The sequence below is a fragment of the Armatimonadota bacterium genome (genome assembly GCA_022563855.1).
Taxonomy (GTDB): Bacteria; Armatimonadota; Fimbriimonadia; order Fimbriimonadales; family Fimbriimonadaceae; genus JADFMN01.
Genome location: JADFMN010000001.1, coordinates 113692 through 129467 on the forward strand (window position 1 = coordinate 113692; position 15776 = coordinate 129467).

The window sequence follows — 15776 nt, forward strand, 5'->3', positions numbered from 1 at the left end:
AACTCGTGATACGAAAGAACTTCGAGATAGTGGCTAATGCCAAGCGTTTTAGCATGCCAGCCCTTTACAGGACCGTTTGGCCCCTCCTCGAGGGCCACAAACAGTTGAAAGAGCCGCTAGCGGCGGCAAAGGATGTCCTTAAGGATAGTTACCGGAACTTTGGTCAGGCCCTTCTGCGTCACGTGTTTCTCATCGAGGTTGTCAAGACACCCAAAATAGAAACCACAAAGACAAGAGTTCGCTGGTTCAAACAGTTGAACGATGATCCGCGTTATTGTTCTTTTGACGAGTGCCTATCCATCGCAATCGACTTGACTAATGATCTGAACCAAAACTTGATCAATGACAAGATAGAGCTAAGTAAACTCAACCTCTTCTTTTCTGGCGGGATTCTTCCATACGAGGCTCCCTTGGACTACATCATCAGGCCGCTAGACGCCGCGAGAATTCATCGACCCGGTAACATCGCTTGGACATGCACCGATAAGATGCTGAGAACAATGAAGCTTCGGATATTCTTGCAAGATCCTGACACCAGTCCTGCCGCGAGTTTCTTCACTAGCGTCCTAGAAGACAAGGTCATGATCAAGACATACTTGACGGATCGTGTGCTCACTGGAGACCACAAAACTAATCGGGAAAAGCGATGGGAGGTACATCCACAATCTGTCCACTTCGCGTTGCGAAGGGACTGTATGGACATTGAGTACTCGCTAATCGAACAACTCTGTCGCTTCGAGGACTTTCCTGAAGAGTACCGAAAACCTTTACAGCAACAAGGAATCCTTCCTGAAGAGCATGTGACGTTCAAGTGTCCAATTACTCTCGAAAAAATGTCCTTCGCCAAGTTCAGGAGTGAACTAGAGAATCCGATGCACGGAAAGTCAGCCTTTCAAGTCGGCCATCTGAATCCGCTTAAACTAGACAACTCCGCTAGCGTAGCATCAGGACATACGGCTAAAAACATCAGCTGGATGTCCGCGGATGGAAATCGGATCCAAGGTTCATTGAGTCTCGACGATACACGATTAATGCTGAAACGCATCGCCTCGAACTACAAAGCAGAGAAATGAGTTGAGGGATGGCTATCTGCCGATTCCAGCGACCTCGGCACGTGCCGCATGTGATAATTCGCGAGCCTCGATACGTTTGCAAACGGAGCTACTGACCATCTCCGAAATCCGTTTCCTCGTTTGCGCAACTTTTGGTATCGGCAGCACTAGCTCATGTATCCTATCACCAAGGCTATCGATGATGTCCTGACTGAATTGCTTCGATTTCACCTGGCGTAGAACGAACGGAGAACTTAGGATGGCAAGAAGCAAATACGAGTCCAGACCTCGGTTGTTCTCATGAACTCGAATTTTGTAGAGATGGCTCTGGTATACGATCTGCGTATCGAGATAGGAGACCATTGCACAAGTGCCAACGAGATACGTGCCATCTTTCACCATGAAAATATCTCGAACTTGAACATCTTGCTTCTTCTGCAAAGCCTCATAGAACTGCCTATTAACTTCATGTTTTGGGTCTGCTTTGATTTCCCAGTTTGATATGTCGGAAGTTCGAATGAACGGTATGTCACCCGTTCCATATGCGAGCTTTCCTAATTCGTCTCCTGTTTGCACCGACAGGACGCCTTCACTAACAAGCTCACTAAACGTAGGCAGGTCGTGCGTTTCACTGAGTGCAGTTCTCTCAACACTTATTTGCGGGTCGTAGTAGCGAGGGCACAACACGTTCGATACGACGTCCGAGCATTCAGTGAGAAATCCTAGCGGTGTCGGATTGAGAGGCTTCCCGCGACGAAATAGGGCGAGATTCTCGGCGATCTTGGGTAGGTCATTGTTTGGAATTGTTCTCGCCCTAGAATCGTGCCCGCACCACTTTGCTTCAGCCATAAAAATTGTCTTTCCACGAGACTTACCTTTGGTCGCAACGAGGAGGCATGTCTTCGTATGCGTCCCACCCTTACCAGATGTTTTGAAGAGCGCCTCAGGCATCCCGATGACGGCTGAAATGTCTGCATGGGCAAGAAGATACTCAACAACGTATCTGTATGATTTATTTGAGAGGATACTTTCAGGAACGACAATGCCCATGCGACCGCCTTCTCGCAGCAAGTTCAAGCACCGTTCTACGAATAGTACTTGGGGAGGTACGGATGAACGAAACTCGCTGGTCGGCTCAAGGCGCTGCGTCTCTTCATTAATACGCCAGCGACGCGCTAGATCGAACGTCCTCAAGGTGTTTGGGTTCGCAGCCACTATCTTTGTTCCAAACGGTGGGTTGGTGAGGAGCACGTCAAAACCATCCTTAGGCAGCTGATCCGTTATGCTCTTCTCTCCGTCGTGCAAAGCGATGCTATCAGCACACAGAATATGTGGGTGCCCGCCCGTCAACACTGCTGTATGCATGAGAGCAAGTTTAGAAAGATAAGCGTCTTTATCGATGCCGTACAGGTTTTGCGAAACAAGTTCGGCAACATGATCAGGCTCTACACCGTTCGCGATATAGTGACGTGCCACGGAGGTCAGAAACCCACCGGCTCCACATGCGGGATCTACTACGGTTTCTTCGGGCTGAGGATCGATCACTTCGACCAGAAGATCTGTGACCGAACGCGGAGTGAAGAATTGCCCACTGCGGCTACGAGACTCACTTCCTACGAAAACTTCAAATGCATCCCCGATAGGGTCACTGGTTGCGCTCAACAGCTGAAAATTGCAGTCATCGAGCACGAACGTGATTGCCTCCGGATCCAGCAGGATCTCAGTTCCTTCCGGATAGATGTCAGGAAAGTCGCTGCGTACTTGAGCGAAAACATGTCGAACGTGCTTCGCTCTTTCGACCGCGTCAGCATCGGCTATGTATGTGCTTGACAGGCCCCTTTCCACATATAGCTTACAGAAGAGGATCTTCAGCAGTTCGTCGAGAAGGGTCTCATCGCGAGTCGCACCGACGAACTGCCCCGCCAAGTAATTTCGGATCGAGCGGAAAGCCTCTTTGGGGCTTTGCATGTCTCTGATGAGCAATTGCTGAGCGTGGTTACTATTGAGGCGAGCCATTTCTAGTGTTCACAGGATATGTTTACGTGATTGTACCGAACAGTTCCTGCTTGGCGCCCTCCGACTTTTCCAGTGTCTTAGGGGCAAGTGCCCCGAACTGATCCAGTGTGCCACTGTAATTTCGGTCTACGTCCTGCGCAACAGTGCTTCCGCGGTAACTCTGGCATTACCAGTGCGCTTCGTTTCTGGCCCGAATACATAACAGCTGTCAGGCACGGGCAAGCCGCCTTCCGGATGCTGAATCAGTTAGGGCGTGACGCGACGGAACGCGAACTCGTCGGACGTCGGCTCGCCGTCCTGGACGCCGTCTATCCGGCAGAGCATCGTGTCCGAATCCCCCTTCGTATAGACGATCCGCTTTGGGTAGTCGTCGTCAGACCGCTCAAAGCAAGCGTGCGCCGAGTCATGTTCAGACAGCCTGAACGCGACTGGGCTCTTGTCGCCCTTCGAGGGTGCGCCGAGGATCATGTACAGCGTGAGCGCATCGCCGGAACCCTCGATCGACATGAACTCCATGAACTCGATCTTGCCGTCCTTCTCGAACCGTCCCACGCCCTGCATCGTGCCGCGCTTCGGCGCCATCCAATGCTCCTCGAAACGTCCGCCCCAGATCTCGCACTCCCACGAGCCGCTCATCCAGTCGAGGGTCTCGACCGTCACCACGATCATGCCTCAATCATGGCAGGTTTTTCCTTGATTCGAGTGCGCTATCGGAAGGGTGCGCCATTCCCCATTTGCAAGCTACTCAGCTCGCAAATACGCCGGTGAGAAGACTATGACGACGTCGCCTATTTTCAGCCCGTGAGACTGTGCTGCCGGCTGGCGGATCGACTGATCGCCCGACTGCACGGCGAGGATCAGGCGCCCGTGCAACGCCTCGACTTCTGGAGCGGTCTTACCAATGTCCTCCAAAGTCACCGGGTAGTCGTAGATGTCCGCGCCTCGTCCGTACTCGTACAGCTCTTCCATCATGCTCGCCGCATACGGCGAAGTCGAGGCCGCCGCGAGCAACCGGCCGCCACTTGCCGCTGGCGCGATCACGACCTGGGCGCCGCTGCCTCGGATCAGCCTCACGTTTTCGTCCTCGCGCGCCGCCGCGATGATGTTGACATGCGGCGCTATGTCGTGGATCGTCAAGCAGATCAGCACGCAGGCCTCGTCGCGGTCGGGGACGACGATCGCTTGTGTCGCCTTCTCGATCGCCGCATCGCGCAGCGCCCGCTCGGTCGAAGCGTCGCCTCGGATGCCGGTCAACCCAAGTGCGGTTGCACCTTCCAGCGCCGCCGAGTCCTTGTCGATCACGACGATCGAGCCGGTTTCGATGCCCCGCTTGAGCAGTTCGGCGGCCGCCGACCGGCCCTTGACCCCGAAACCACAGATAACAAAGTGATCCTTCAAGGAACGATGCAGTTTTTTCATGTCGAATATCTCGATCGAGCGGCGCAGCAGAAGCTCGTATGCGGTGCTCAAGAGGATGAGCCAGATGGCGATCCGGAGCGGTGTGATCCCGAACGCGACCATCGCGCGCGCCTCGGGAGTGGCCGGCACGATGTCGCCGTATCCCAGAGTAGTGACGGTGACGATCGTGAAGTAGAGCACGTCCATCGCCCCGACATCGCCACCAGCAGAATCGTGCAGCCCGTCGCGCTGGAACCAGAGCAGCACCCACGCGACCACGACCAGCGCCAGCGCCCAGAACATACGCGCGAGCAGCGTCTGCATCGGTCGCTTGGTAGGGCGGATAATTCTCGGGATGTGCTGGTCAGGTCGCACGCCGTTAGCGTAGCATAGAGACGCGTTGCGCAAAGCCGGGGCACGGCCATATTTGACAGTCACCCGCATACGTAGACCATAATTTCACCTATGGCTGTACCCAAGCCGATCCGAAACGCAGCAGGCTCGTACTCCGGCGAATCTACGCTGCACATGCCTTGGATGCCCGAGGGGCAGCGGCTCGATGCAGGGCCGAGCAAGCTGCACATCGAGTTCGACATGCACACGAAGTACGCGACCGTCACCTACACGTGGACGTACGAGAAGAAGGAGCAGGAGGGGACGATCCTGATCGCCAGCGACGACGAAGGCAAGGACGTCGAGATGGGATGGTCCGACAGTTGGCACCAGAGCGCGGGCGTCCTGCACCTCAAGGGATCAGTGGACAAAGAAGAGATTTCGTGCAAAGGGAAGTACCCTGCCGCCGAGGGGCCCGACTGGGGCTGGCGCATCACGCTCGGGGGTTCTGGCGACAAACTCACGATGCAGATGTACAACGCCATGCCGACGGGAGAAGAGATGCTTGCGGTCGAGGCGATCTATACAAAGGAGTAGCGATCAGAGCCGACGCTCGCGCTGCTGTCAGGTACGGGCATCCTGACAACAGTGGCAGACGGACAGGATAACGACGTCCCTTGCAATCCCTCCCCAGGCTCTCCAAATTGCGAACGCTGCAAGCCGTGGTAGCCGGGGGAGGTTAGGAGGGGGCCAGACCCACACTCGTGCTTCCCCCTCCCATCCTCCCCCTGTGACAAGAATCCTCTGTGGACGAAAGAATCGAGCACATGGGGAGGGGTTTCAAATCCCGCTCGATCCACGTCGAACTCTATACTGAAGAGTTCTTTGGTGGACACTCTCCCCTGTGACAAGAACCTCTGTGGACGAAAGAATCGAGCAGCTGGGGAGGGAAGTGAAGGTCGCGCACGCTCAACGGGAGGTAGCGTCCGTCGAACGTCCCCCCCGCCGACTAGCGAGGGCGCTCAAACAATATTCGAACCTGGCGACTATGAATCCAAACCGGACTGCTGGTAGGCTGACGCGTCTCCTGCGACGATAGAAAGAAGGTCAACAGATGCAGTTCAACCCCGCCGACACCGCCTTCATGCTGATCGCCACGGCCCTCGTGTTGATCATGACACCGGGCCTAGCCTTCTTCTATGGCGGCCTGGTCGGACGTAAGAACGTGCTGACCATCGTGATGCAGAGCTTCATCTCTCTGGGCGTCACGACTGTGCTCTGGGTGACGGTCGGGTTCTCGCTCTGCTTCGGAAGCGACATCGGCGGACTCATTGGCAACCCAGGCGATTTCTTCTTGATGATGGGCATCGGCGCAGAAGACATCCAGCCTGGGCTTGGGATTCCCGTCTTCTTGTTCGCCGCCTATCAGCTGATGTTCGCGATCATCACTCCCGCCCTGATCACCGGCGCGTTCGCCAACCGGATGACGTTCAAGGCGTATCTTACGTTCTTGATCTGCTGGCAATTGGTGGTCTACTACCCGTTCGTTCACATGGTGTGGGGCGGCGGCTGGATGGCGCAGTACGGCGTGCTGGACTTCGCCGGCGGCATTGTGGTCCACGCGCTTGCAGGCATGGCGGCGCTTGCCACCGTGTTCTTCCTCGGCGAGCGGCGTGCCGCCGAGCCGGAACCACACAACATCCCGTTCGTCGCGCTCGGCACGGCGCTCCTATGGTTCGGCTGGTTCGGCTTCAATGCCGGAAGCGCGCTGGCGGTAAACGAGATCAGCGCGCTGGCGTTCATCAACACGCAGATCGGCGCCGCGTTCGCAGGCGTGACCTGGATTATCCTCGACTGGAAGCTGAAGAGGAAGCCGACCTTGGTCGGGTTCTGCGTCGGTGCGGTCGCCGGCTTGGCCACCATTACGCCAGCGGCTGGGTTCGTGTCGCCCCAGGGCGCGATGTTGATCGGGGTTCTCGCCGGCAGCATTCCGTACGCCGCCATTATGTACCGCCAGCGGAAGAAGTGGGACGACGCGCTCGACGTGTGGGGCGTCCACGGCATCGGCGGCATCGTGGGGATTCTCGCCCTCGGCCTTCTGGCTACCAAGGCGATGAATCCCGCCGGGGCAAATGGCTTGTTCTACGGAGACGGTGCCTTCTTCGTGACGGAGCTGGTGGGCGTATCGGTGGCCATCGTCTGGGCCTTCATCGTCACCTACGCTCTTCTGTGGGTTATCAACAAGATCACGCCCGTGCGCGTCTCGCACGCGACTGAGCATTCGGGGCTCGACGACGCCCTTCACGGAGAGGCAGCCTACACCAACCCAGAGTAGTTGCTCGTAATCCGGCGGTACAATCAAACGCTTGAGCCACGAGGTCCCCGACCGGTTCGATTGCGCGGCAGACGGTGTGCGGGCGACTTTCGTGGCGGGATTACGAGAGAAAGGAAGCAATATATGAAACAAAAGACACCCAAGATAGTACCGGCTGGTTCGGGCTTAGAACGTCAATCGGTTCCCGGTGAATCGCTCGTTTTCAAACTCACTGGCGATGAGACGGGCGGGGCGTTGGACTATATCGTGTGCACCGTCGGCCCGAAGTCGGGACCACCTCTGCACCTCCACCATACTCAGGAAGAAACCTTCCATATCACCAAGGGCCGTTTCAAGTTTCAGATCGCGGACGAGACGAAGATCTGCCAGAGTGGTGACTTTGTATATATTCCGCCGGGCACGCCCCACGCCTTCGTTAACCTTTCCGACGAACCAGGGGAATTCATCGCCGTATTCACTCCAGGCGGCACGGACAAGTTTTTTGCGGAATTCGGCCCCATGATGAGTAGTGGTGGCCCGCCAGATCAGGAGAAGATCGCGGCCCTCTTGGAAAAGCACGGAATGACACTGCTCGGACCACCGCTCTCACCGGAATAGGCCATGCCCATATAGCTGGTCAACTTGGGTTGCAGTGGATGGTCCGCTCCAAAGGGCGCGTCAGGCACGTCGGGCCGCCGCACCCTTTTGAGCAGATCTCATCACCGTTAAACTCATGTGCAGTCGCCCCTGCAACTTCGAGCCGCTGACGGGTCTCGGGGTTGCCCACGAGCATGACGCACTCCCGTGGAGCAACCGCGAGCACGTTGCATCCCATGGTGTGGAACTCACTCTCAGGAACGTCGACGAGTTTCATTCCTCGCGAAAGCAGCATCTCACGAAACGGAACCGGCATCAGGGGGGAGTAAACCAGCGCGAGATCCCGGTCGATCGGGCTGATGACAGACATCAGATGGAAGACGTCGCCCGGTCCGCGGTAGTGGGGAAGGGGAACCACGATCAAATCGTCGATACTGTCGGCGAGAAGCTCTCGCAACTGGCGGATTCCCTCGTCGTTGGTCCGATATCCTCGTCCGACCGCGAGCGTCCGTTGGTCGATCCATACGACGTCGCCCCCTTCGACGCGGCCGTCGCCGATGATCGCGCCGCAGATCGGTATGCCCAGTTCGCGAAGGGCCGCCTCCTGTGCGGCGGGTTCGGTCCTCCGCGCCGCCTTGCCCATGCTGCAAAGGATCGCGCCTTTCCCGCAAAGGATAGATGCGTCGCGCGTGTACATGGAGTCCAGGCCGACCGTATCGTCCTCCGGGAGAAAGTGAATCTCGATTCCGAATCCGGTTAGCAGAGCAACGTACCGATCGTACTCTGCAACCGCCTTGTCGAACGAGGGTCGTCCGGCGCAGTTGAGTTCTTGCCACTGTTCATCGACGGCCCTTTGGGCAACGAACGCATCCCGCGCATGTTTGATTAGGACGGACTTGAGCTTTCCGACATCAGACTGGAAATGTCCGTTCATCACGCCTCTATCTCTGCGAACTGTGCTAGGGGCTCCTCAGAGTGACCTTCTCGATTGTGGTCGTCCGTTTGCACGGCGTCAGGGTAGCACAGACCGGGGGGACAACCTGCGGGAGCAAATTGAGCTTTGTGAACTGCCGCTGTCCTCATCTGAGCCCGCTGACTAACGACGAGGCCGACAGTTCGCGGCGATATTCGTCGCCGCTGTCAGAAAGAACCGTGAACACCGCTCTCCGGTAACATTCTAAAATGCGTGCGAGACGGTCAGGCGGCGGATTCGCCGCGCTCTCTTACTCCTTGAAAAAGGCAAGGGACGCGGGCGGTTTCCTGAAGATGTATCGCGCGCTGCGATCGCGCAACGCCTGCAAGACTTGCGCGCTCGGCATGGGCGGCCAAAAGGGCGGGATGGTGAACGAGCGCGGGCAGTTCCCGGAGGTTTGCAAGAAGTCGATCCAGGCGATGGCTGCCGACATGCAGGGGCGAGTTCCGCAAGAGTTCTTTGAAGAGTTCGACCTTGAACAGCTCAAACGCTTCTCTCCTCGGCAGTTAGAAGCCGCGGGCCGGCTTGTCGAGCCAATGTATGCCGGACCGGATGACGAGCACTACCGGACGATCAGTTGGGATGACGCGCTGGATAAAGTCGCCGACCAGCTAAAGAAGACGGAACCGAAAGAGTCGTTCTTCTACTTCAGCGGAAGATCGTCGAACGAAGCCGGTTTTCTGTTGCAGCTAGTGGCGCGACTTTACGGCACGAACCACGTCAGCAACTGCTCATACTACTGTCACCAGGCGTCTGGAGTCGCACTGTCCTCCGTGACGGGTTCCGGTACTGCGACCATCGTTCTGGAAGACCTGGCGGGTTGCGACCTGATCTTTCTGATCGGAGCGAACCCTGCGAGCAACCATCCGCGCCTCATGCGAACGATGGTCGAACTGCGTCGGCGAGGCGGGAAGGTGATCGTCGTCAACCCGCTGCGCGAGGTGGGACTTGAGCGGTTCAGGGTGCCGTCGGACGTGCGGAGCATGCTCTTCGGATCCAAGACTTGCGACCTTTACGTACAGCCGCACGCTGGCGGCGACATCGCGTTTCTGGCAGGTGTTGCGAAGGCGACGATCGAGCTGGGAGCAGAGAGCCAAGAGTTCGTGGAGCAGTTCGCCGAGGATTGGGAACCGTTTCGCGATCACGTGATCGCTCTCTCGTGGGACGAAATAGTCGCTGCAGGTGGAGTGGACAGGGAGACGATCGAACAGGTCGCCTCGATCTACGCCCAGTCCGAGAAGACCGTGTTCTGCTGGGCAATGGGCATCACTCACCACGAGCACGGTGTCGGCAACGTCCAGATGATCGCCAACCTGGCGATGACGCGCGGGATGCTGGGCCGACCGAACTGCGGCTTGCTGCCGCTACGAGGACACTCCAATGTGCAGGGCATCGGTTCCATGGGCGTCGTGCCGAAGATGAAAAAGCAGGTGTTCGAGCGGTTGCAGACGCACTTCGGAGTGTCGATTCCATCTTGGAAGGGACTCGACACGCTCGGTAGCATTGCGGCTGCCGCCGAGGGGAAGATGAGAACGGCGTGGTGCCTCGGCGGCAATCTATATGGCTCAAACCCCGATGCCGCATTCGCTCACAGTGCGCTATCGAAACTCGACCAGATCGTCTACCTCTCGACGGCGTTGAACACGGGTCACGCTCTCGGAAGAGGGAAGGAGACGATCATTCTGCCGGTGCTAGCGCGCGACGAAGAACAGCAATCGACGACCCAGGAATCGATGTTCAGCTTCGTGCGGCTGTCCGACGGCGGGCCGCAGCGCCTGCGCGGGCCGCGAAGCGAAGTGTCGGTGATCGCGGACGTCGCAGAGCGGGTCTTTGGCAACACCACGCCCGTCGATTGGACAAGCCTGCGGCAGCATGGGAAGATTCGAGCGGCCATCGCCGCGATCATTCCGGGCTATGAGAAGATAGCCTCTATCGACAAGACCAAGAAGGAGTTCCAGATCGAAGGGAGGACGTTCCACGAGCCGCGTTTCCCCACTGAATCTGGTCGAGCGAAGTTCCACGTCGTCCCATTGCCAAGTGCGCCGGACGGATTGAGAATGATTACAGTGCGCTCAGAGGGGCAGTTCAACACCGTCGTATACGAGGAGGAAGACGCGTATCGCGGCCAGAAGCGGCGCGACGTGGTGATGATGCATCCATCTGATATCGCTCAGCTTGGATTTTCGGTGGGCCAACTGGCCGAGGTCTCGAGTGAGATCGGTTCGATGACCGCGACTGTTCGGGAGATCGACGTGCGCCCTGGCACGGTGGTCATGTACTACCCGGAGGCGAACGCGATCATCCCGCGCCGCGCCGATCCTGCCTCGCGTACGCCAGCGTTCAAGAGTACGCCCGTCAGCATTGCCCGGGCGGGCGACTAAACTCTGCTGGTTGCGTGGACGAGAACAGCAGTCCGCCTTCCTCGCACCGAGTTGACGATCTGGACGTGTTCGGCGCGTTCTAGATCCTGCAGGGTCAGAACCCGCTCCTGGATCGCACCCGTGTCTATCAGCTCGCCTCTCAACGTCCCCGGAAGCAGTCCACAGGAAACGGGCGGCGTGTACCAAAAGCCGTCGATCTCGACCAGCACGTTGGTCGTGCAGCCCTCGGTCACCTCGCCCCTTTCGTTCGTGAGGATCACCTCGTCGCAGTCGGGGAACTTCGCACGCGCGGTTTCGAAGACAGCTCGCCGCGTCGTCTTGTGGCGGAGGAGCGGATCGGAAGAATCGACGGAGTTTTCAAGAACCGCGACGCGGGCAGTGCCGCCGGTCTCTTCGATCTTGGAGTTGTGCAGTTCGATCTCTCCACTGGGCGACAAAAGCAGGCGGACTTTGTACCCCCCGTCGTCCATCTCGCAATCAAGGTCTGACAGAGCGTTGACCACGCTCGCTCTGTCGCAAACGAATCCGAGCGACGCAGAAGACGAACTGAGGCGGTCGAGGTGTCGTTCCAGAAGGAAGTAACCATCAGGGCGTTGGTACCGGAGCGTTTCGATGAGCTTCGTCTCTCCGTCCAGCGCGCCGAGCACCGCGCCCTTCAGTAAGCTCTCCTCCCACTCGCTGCCGGCGTCCGAGTCCCACACGATACCCGCTCCGACTCCATACTCCGCGGTGCCGCTCGACTTGTCGATGACAGCCGTGCGAATGGCGACGGAGAACGCACCCTTCCTCCCCGGCCCAAAGACGCCGATGCAGCCGGTATAGACCCCGCGCCGCGACGTCTCCAGCTCATCGATGATCTCCATCGTCCGCACCTTCGGCGCGCCGGTGATCGAAGCAGGAGGGAAGGTCGCTGCGAAGATCTCCAATAGAGACGCATTAGACCTCGCACGGACTTCTGAAGTCAGTTGGTGCAGCGTCTTGTACGTCTCTACCGCGAACAAATTCGGCACGTGTACAGAGCCGACCTCGGCGATCCGACCCAAGTCGTTGCGCGCCATGTCGACGATCATCAGGTTCTCTGCCCGCTCCTTCTCGCTCGTGGTCAGGTCGTGGATGAACGCCTCGTCCGTCTCCTGGGTACGCCCACGCGGGCGCGTCCCCTTCATCGGTCGTGTCACGAGATCCTCGCCGTCGATCGTCAGGAAAAGCTCTGGAGAGACGGAGCAGACGACCTGTTCGCCTGTGTCGAAGTACGCGCCGAACGAATCTGGCTGCGCGTCCACGAGCCGCGCCATCAGTGCCTTGCCATCGCACTCGCAAGAGCGCAGCCTGAAAGTGTAGTTCACCTGGTACGTATCTCCGGCCGCCATGTAGCGTTTGATCACCGCGAAGCTCTGGAAGAACTCCTCCTCCGTGACCGAGGACCGCCAGATCCTCGGCGTGCTCGGATCACAGGCAAATGGATCAGGCACTAGCTCGAACGACCTAAAGCACTGGAACCAGGCCAGCGGGGCGCGAGATGCGCGCGGTGATCGTTGCGCTACGTCGAGCCCGCCGAAAGCCTCGTAAGTCAGGAATCCGGCGCACGTCAGCCCATCCGTCGCTGCCGCTTCAAGGTCCTCGATAACGCCCGGCACTTCGTCGAAGGAGTCCGCGCGAAGGGTTTTGACGAGGTCGCGTCCGATGAACCACGATCCAGGCTCGCCGAAAAACCGTCCTTCCAAGTACACGTCGGAGCCCATGCTTCGCTCAATGGAATTATGACGCCTGTCCAAGTGCGGAAGAGTCCTCATCCTGACGACTTGTGCACCGGCTCAGCGACCCGCCTGTCCCGAAAGCACACTCCACAAATAGTACGCCCGTCAGGAATTCCCTGACGGGCGATTAGTTTGGTCTCAGATGATGTTTCTGTCGGCTTACCAGTCTCGGCGACCGCCGCCGCCGCCGCCGCCGCCCCGCGGCTCGCGGGGTCTAGCTTCGCTGACGATGATCTTGCGACCGTCAAGCTCGGTTTCATTCATCTCTTCGATGGCTTCTGAAGCCTTCTCTTCATCGATGTCGACGAACCCGAACCCTCGGCCTTCGACGATCCGAACGTCGGTAGAGCCATACTTTGAAAATGCGTCACGAAGCGTGTTCTCGCTCGTGCCGTAGGAGAGGTTTCCTATGAACAGTGATTTTGCCATTGCTAATTGTCCTATTTGACGTTTCGCTCGCGGGCAGCGACGCGGTACAGAATCCAGGACATTCGTCAGTGGCTCCTCCGGCCGTTCGCTTTTGCGCCAGTGCGCGTAACCTCGATATTGTAGCAGGAAGTACCGGTATTTAAGCGGGGTTCACGGTTTTTGGGTCTGGCCAACCCAAACTCGTTGACGGCGCAGCTCTGATTGGTACCCGGTTACCTGAACTCGCGTGCTGTCTGGCCTAGTCGCAAAACCCGATGAGCGGCAAATACGCATTCAAAGCTGTGAAACGTTGCTTGACCCTATTCACGGCGCTTCTTTTGGCGTCGTTCGCGCTGGCGCAGTCGGATGCCCTGAACTACGTCTCGCTGATCGAGACCGGCGATCAAGCCGTGCGGGACCGTGAGTACGAGAAGGCGGCCACCGCTTTCAGACAGGCGACGGAAATCGCCCCGTGGGACGGCGCCCTGTTCGCCAAGCTCGGACGGGCAGAGGGCCGCTTGGGAAACACTGAAAACGCCGTGGAAGCCTACAAAGAGGCGATCCGGCTTGGGAGCGTCATGGCGAAGCACAGGGCCAACTACGAGTATCAGATCGCTCGCATCTACGCTGACGACGAGAACGCCGACGAGTGCTTCAAGTGGCTCGAGCGCTCTGTGAACCACGGCCTGCGGCAGATCAGGCAAGCCCAGTCCAGCCGATTCGCCCTCTTGCAAGACCGTGACGACTACAAGAGCCTGATCGGCACAATCGACACAGACGGCATGACCAGGGTGGAAGGCATGCTGACCGACCTAAGGCACATGGACAGGGAAGTGCGCCGCGTCCACATCGCGCCGTACGGCGTCACGCCAAAGGAGGAACTGGACAGGGCGTTCGCGCAGCTGGAGAGCGACATTCCAAACCTGTCAGACGAGCAGTTCTACGTTCGCATGCGCCAGTACATGCGCCTGTTCGGGGACGGGCACACGAACGTCCGGCTTGGCAACTGGAAGGAGCTTGCTGACACAGTCAAGCGCCTTCCACTCACTTTCTACTGGTTCAGCGACGGCATCCACGTCCTCGGTGCCAAGCCCGAATTCGAAGAGTATATCGGCTACAAAGTGCTCAGTATGAACGGGCGTTCGATCGAAGACATAGCCGAGCGAATCGGAACGATCGTCAACCAGGACAACCCACAAGGAACCAAGTACGCGGTGCCGGTCCTCATGAACAACAGCCTGATCTTGAACGGGCTAGGGATATCGAGCGGCGAGGACGTGAGCCTGACGCTCCAAGAGCCGGACAACGGAGCAGTCTCCACGTTCACTTTCCAATTAGGTCAGCAAGAGATGACCGGCCTCAGTTACGCCTTTAGCAAGGAGGGGGTTCGCGTTCCCTTCTATTTCCAGCACGTATTAGACGGTACGTCCTATTGGTACCAAGTCATTCCGGAAGAAAACGCGCTCTACTTGCAGTACAACGCCGTCCGCCAAGATTCCAAGTTGCCGATGAAACAGTTCATGGACGAGGTCATGGCGAAGATCGAGGAGCTAGACATACAAAAGCTGATCATCGACGTGCGGTTCAACGGCGGCGGCAACAGCTTCTTCAACGCGAACATCCTCCATCCCGTCATGCGCAGCGAGCGGATCAACAAGAAAGGCCACCTGTTCGTCATCACGGGGCGGCAGACTTTCTCGGCTGCACAGAACTTCGCAAGCGACCTGATGCGCGAGTCGGAAGCGATCTTCGTAGGCGAGCCAACCGGCGGTGCACCTCAGTTCGTCGGCGAGAACGTCGGGAGCTACCTGCCTTACACGAAAATGCGGATATCCATCTCCGACTTGTTTTGGCAGCGCGGATGGCCCATGGACCACCGGATTTGGATCCCGCCCGACCTCCCAGCCCCGCTCAGCGTCAAGGACTACCTGGAGAACCGTGATCCGGCCTTGCAGGCCGCCCTGGATTACCGGGTAAAGGGCTGAGATAATCAGCCAAGAGTATAGGTACTGACAGGTCCCTTGAAACTATCAAGACACGAAGTTAGTTATAATAGCAACGGCACATGCAAGTGCGAAGCACCAAGCTCCTGGCGGTACTCACCGCAGCGGTTTTGACCCTGGCATCGGGAACGATACAGGCGTACGCTTCGTTCTGTCAGCCCGCTGAAAAGGTCACGCAGGAGGCTTGTTGCCCGAACGGTGACCATGGTGTTCAAGCTGAAGACTGCGAGATGGACGGTTGTGACTGCTCCTTCGACAGCCAGCCCACAGAGCAGAAAGACTCTCCCGCCACAGTCTCGGCAAAGGCTCCCTCCTGGGACGTCCCGATGACCGAGGAGAGCGAACGAACACCATCCTTCGACGACGAGGCTCCGATCTCGGAGATTGTCGTCACCTATCGCGACCGGGCCCCACCAACAGGGCCAGACCTCTCCGGCAACGGCCTTCGGGCCCCTCCGTCCCAGCGCGCCTGAGCGTCGCTGGGGCTTTTCGCGCATCTCCGGTGAACCGTTCTCTGGGCGCATCCTCTCTACCTCCATTAGGT

At 58.1% G+C, this 15776-nt stretch carries 13 protein-coding genes; 7 read left to right on the forward strand and 6 right to left on the reverse strand.

Translation table 11 applies throughout. The annotated features are described in order from the left end of the window. Window positions 1–5: 5 nt before the first annotated feature. On the forward strand, window positions 6–1073 hold the full coding sequence (locus tag IH944_00500) for a hypothetical protein (protein ID MCH7903026.1): 1068 nt from the start codon (window positions 6–8) through the stop codon (window positions 1071–1073). A 12-nt stretch (window positions 1074–1085) separates the two neighbouring features. On the opposite strand, the gene IH944_00505 is transcribed toward IH944_00500, so the two are convergent. From IH944_00505 to IH944_00515, 3 genes are all read right to left on the reverse strand, one after another. Continuing rightward, entirely contained in the window at window positions 1086–3068 is a 1983-nt protein-coding gene (locus tag IH944_00505) for an N-6 DNA methylase (GenBank protein ID MCH7903027.1), read from the reverse strand. Window positions 3069–3314: 246 nt separating this feature from the next. Further along, a complete protein-coding gene (locus IH944_00510; GenBank protein MCH7903028.1) occupies window positions 3315–3737 on the reverse strand; it encodes a hypothetical protein in 423 nt (140 codons plus the stop codon). A gap of 72 nt (window positions 3738–3809) precedes the next feature. Further along, on the reverse strand, window positions 3810–4841 hold the full coding sequence (locus tag IH944_00515) for a potassium channel family protein (protein MCH7903029.1): 1032 nt from the start codon (window positions 4839–4841) through the stop codon (window positions 3810–3812). A 90-nt stretch (window positions 4842–4931) separates the two neighbouring features. On the opposite strand from IH944_00515, the gene IH944_00520 reads away from it, so the two are divergent. The 3 genes from IH944_00520 (at window position 4932) to IH944_00530 (ending at window position 7731) form a co-directional block, all read left to right on the forward strand. After that, on the forward strand, window positions 4932–5396 hold the full coding sequence (locus tag IH944_00520) for a DUF1579 family protein (protein ID MCH7903030.1): 465 nt from the start codon (window positions 4932–4934) through the stop codon (window positions 5394–5396). 517 nt (window positions 5397–5913) lie between these two features. After that, window positions 5914–7134, forward strand: a complete 1221-nt coding sequence (locus IH944_00525; protein ID MCH7903031.1) for an ammonium transporter — start codon at window positions 5914–5916, stop codon at window positions 7132–7134. Between the two features lie 123 nt (window positions 7135–7257). Then, a complete protein-coding gene (locus tag IH944_00530) occupies window positions 7258–7731 on the forward strand; it encodes a cupin domain-containing protein (GenBank protein MCH7903032.1) in 474 nt (157 codons plus the stop codon). Window positions 7732–7750: 19 nt separating this feature from the next. Here IH944_00530 and IH944_00535 read toward each other — a convergent pair whose 3' ends face one another. Next, window positions 7751–8644, reverse strand: a complete 894-nt coding sequence (locus tag IH944_00535; protein ID MCH7903033.1) for a hypothetical protein — start codon at window positions 8642–8644, stop codon at window positions 7751–7753. Between the two features lie 248 nt (window positions 8645–8892). On the opposite strand from IH944_00535, the gene IH944_00540 reads away from it, so the two are divergent. Then, entirely contained in the window at window positions 8893–11064 is a 2172-nt protein-coding gene (locus tag IH944_00540; protein MCH7903034.1) for an FdhF/YdeP family oxidoreductase, read from the forward strand. On the opposite strand, the gene IH944_00545 is transcribed toward IH944_00540, so the two are convergent. Both IH944_00545 and IH944_00550 read right to left on the reverse strand, forming a co-directional pair. After that, window positions 11061–12839 carry a bifunctional anthranilate synthase component I family protein/class IV aminotransferase gene (locus tag IH944_00545; protein ID MCH7903035.1) on the reverse strand — a complete coding sequence of 593 codons (1779 nt, stop codon included), beginning with the start codon at window positions 12837–12839 and terminating at the stop codon, window positions 11061–11063. The two genes, IH944_00540 and IH944_00545, sit on opposite strands and share 4 nt — an antisense overlap. Window positions 12840–12980: 141 nt before the next feature. Next, complete coding sequence (locus IH944_00550; protein MCH7903036.1) at window positions 12981–13250, reverse strand: RNA-binding protein; 270 nt, start codon at window positions 13248–13250, stop codon at window positions 12981–12983. A gap of 293 nt (window positions 13251–13543) precedes the next feature. Here IH944_00550 and IH944_00555 point away from each other — a divergent pair, with 293 nt between their 5' ends. After that, window positions 13544–15214 (forward strand): hypothetical protein, encoded by a 1671-nt coding sequence (locus IH944_00555; GenBank protein ID MCH7903037.1) that lies wholly within the window; start codon window positions 13544–13546, stop codon window positions 15212–15214. A gap of 80 nt (window positions 15215–15294) precedes the next feature. After that, a complete protein-coding gene (locus IH944_00560; protein MCH7903038.1) occupies window positions 15295–15705 on the forward strand; it encodes a hypothetical protein in 411 nt (136 codons plus the stop codon). Window positions 15706–15776 lie beyond the last annotated feature (71 nt).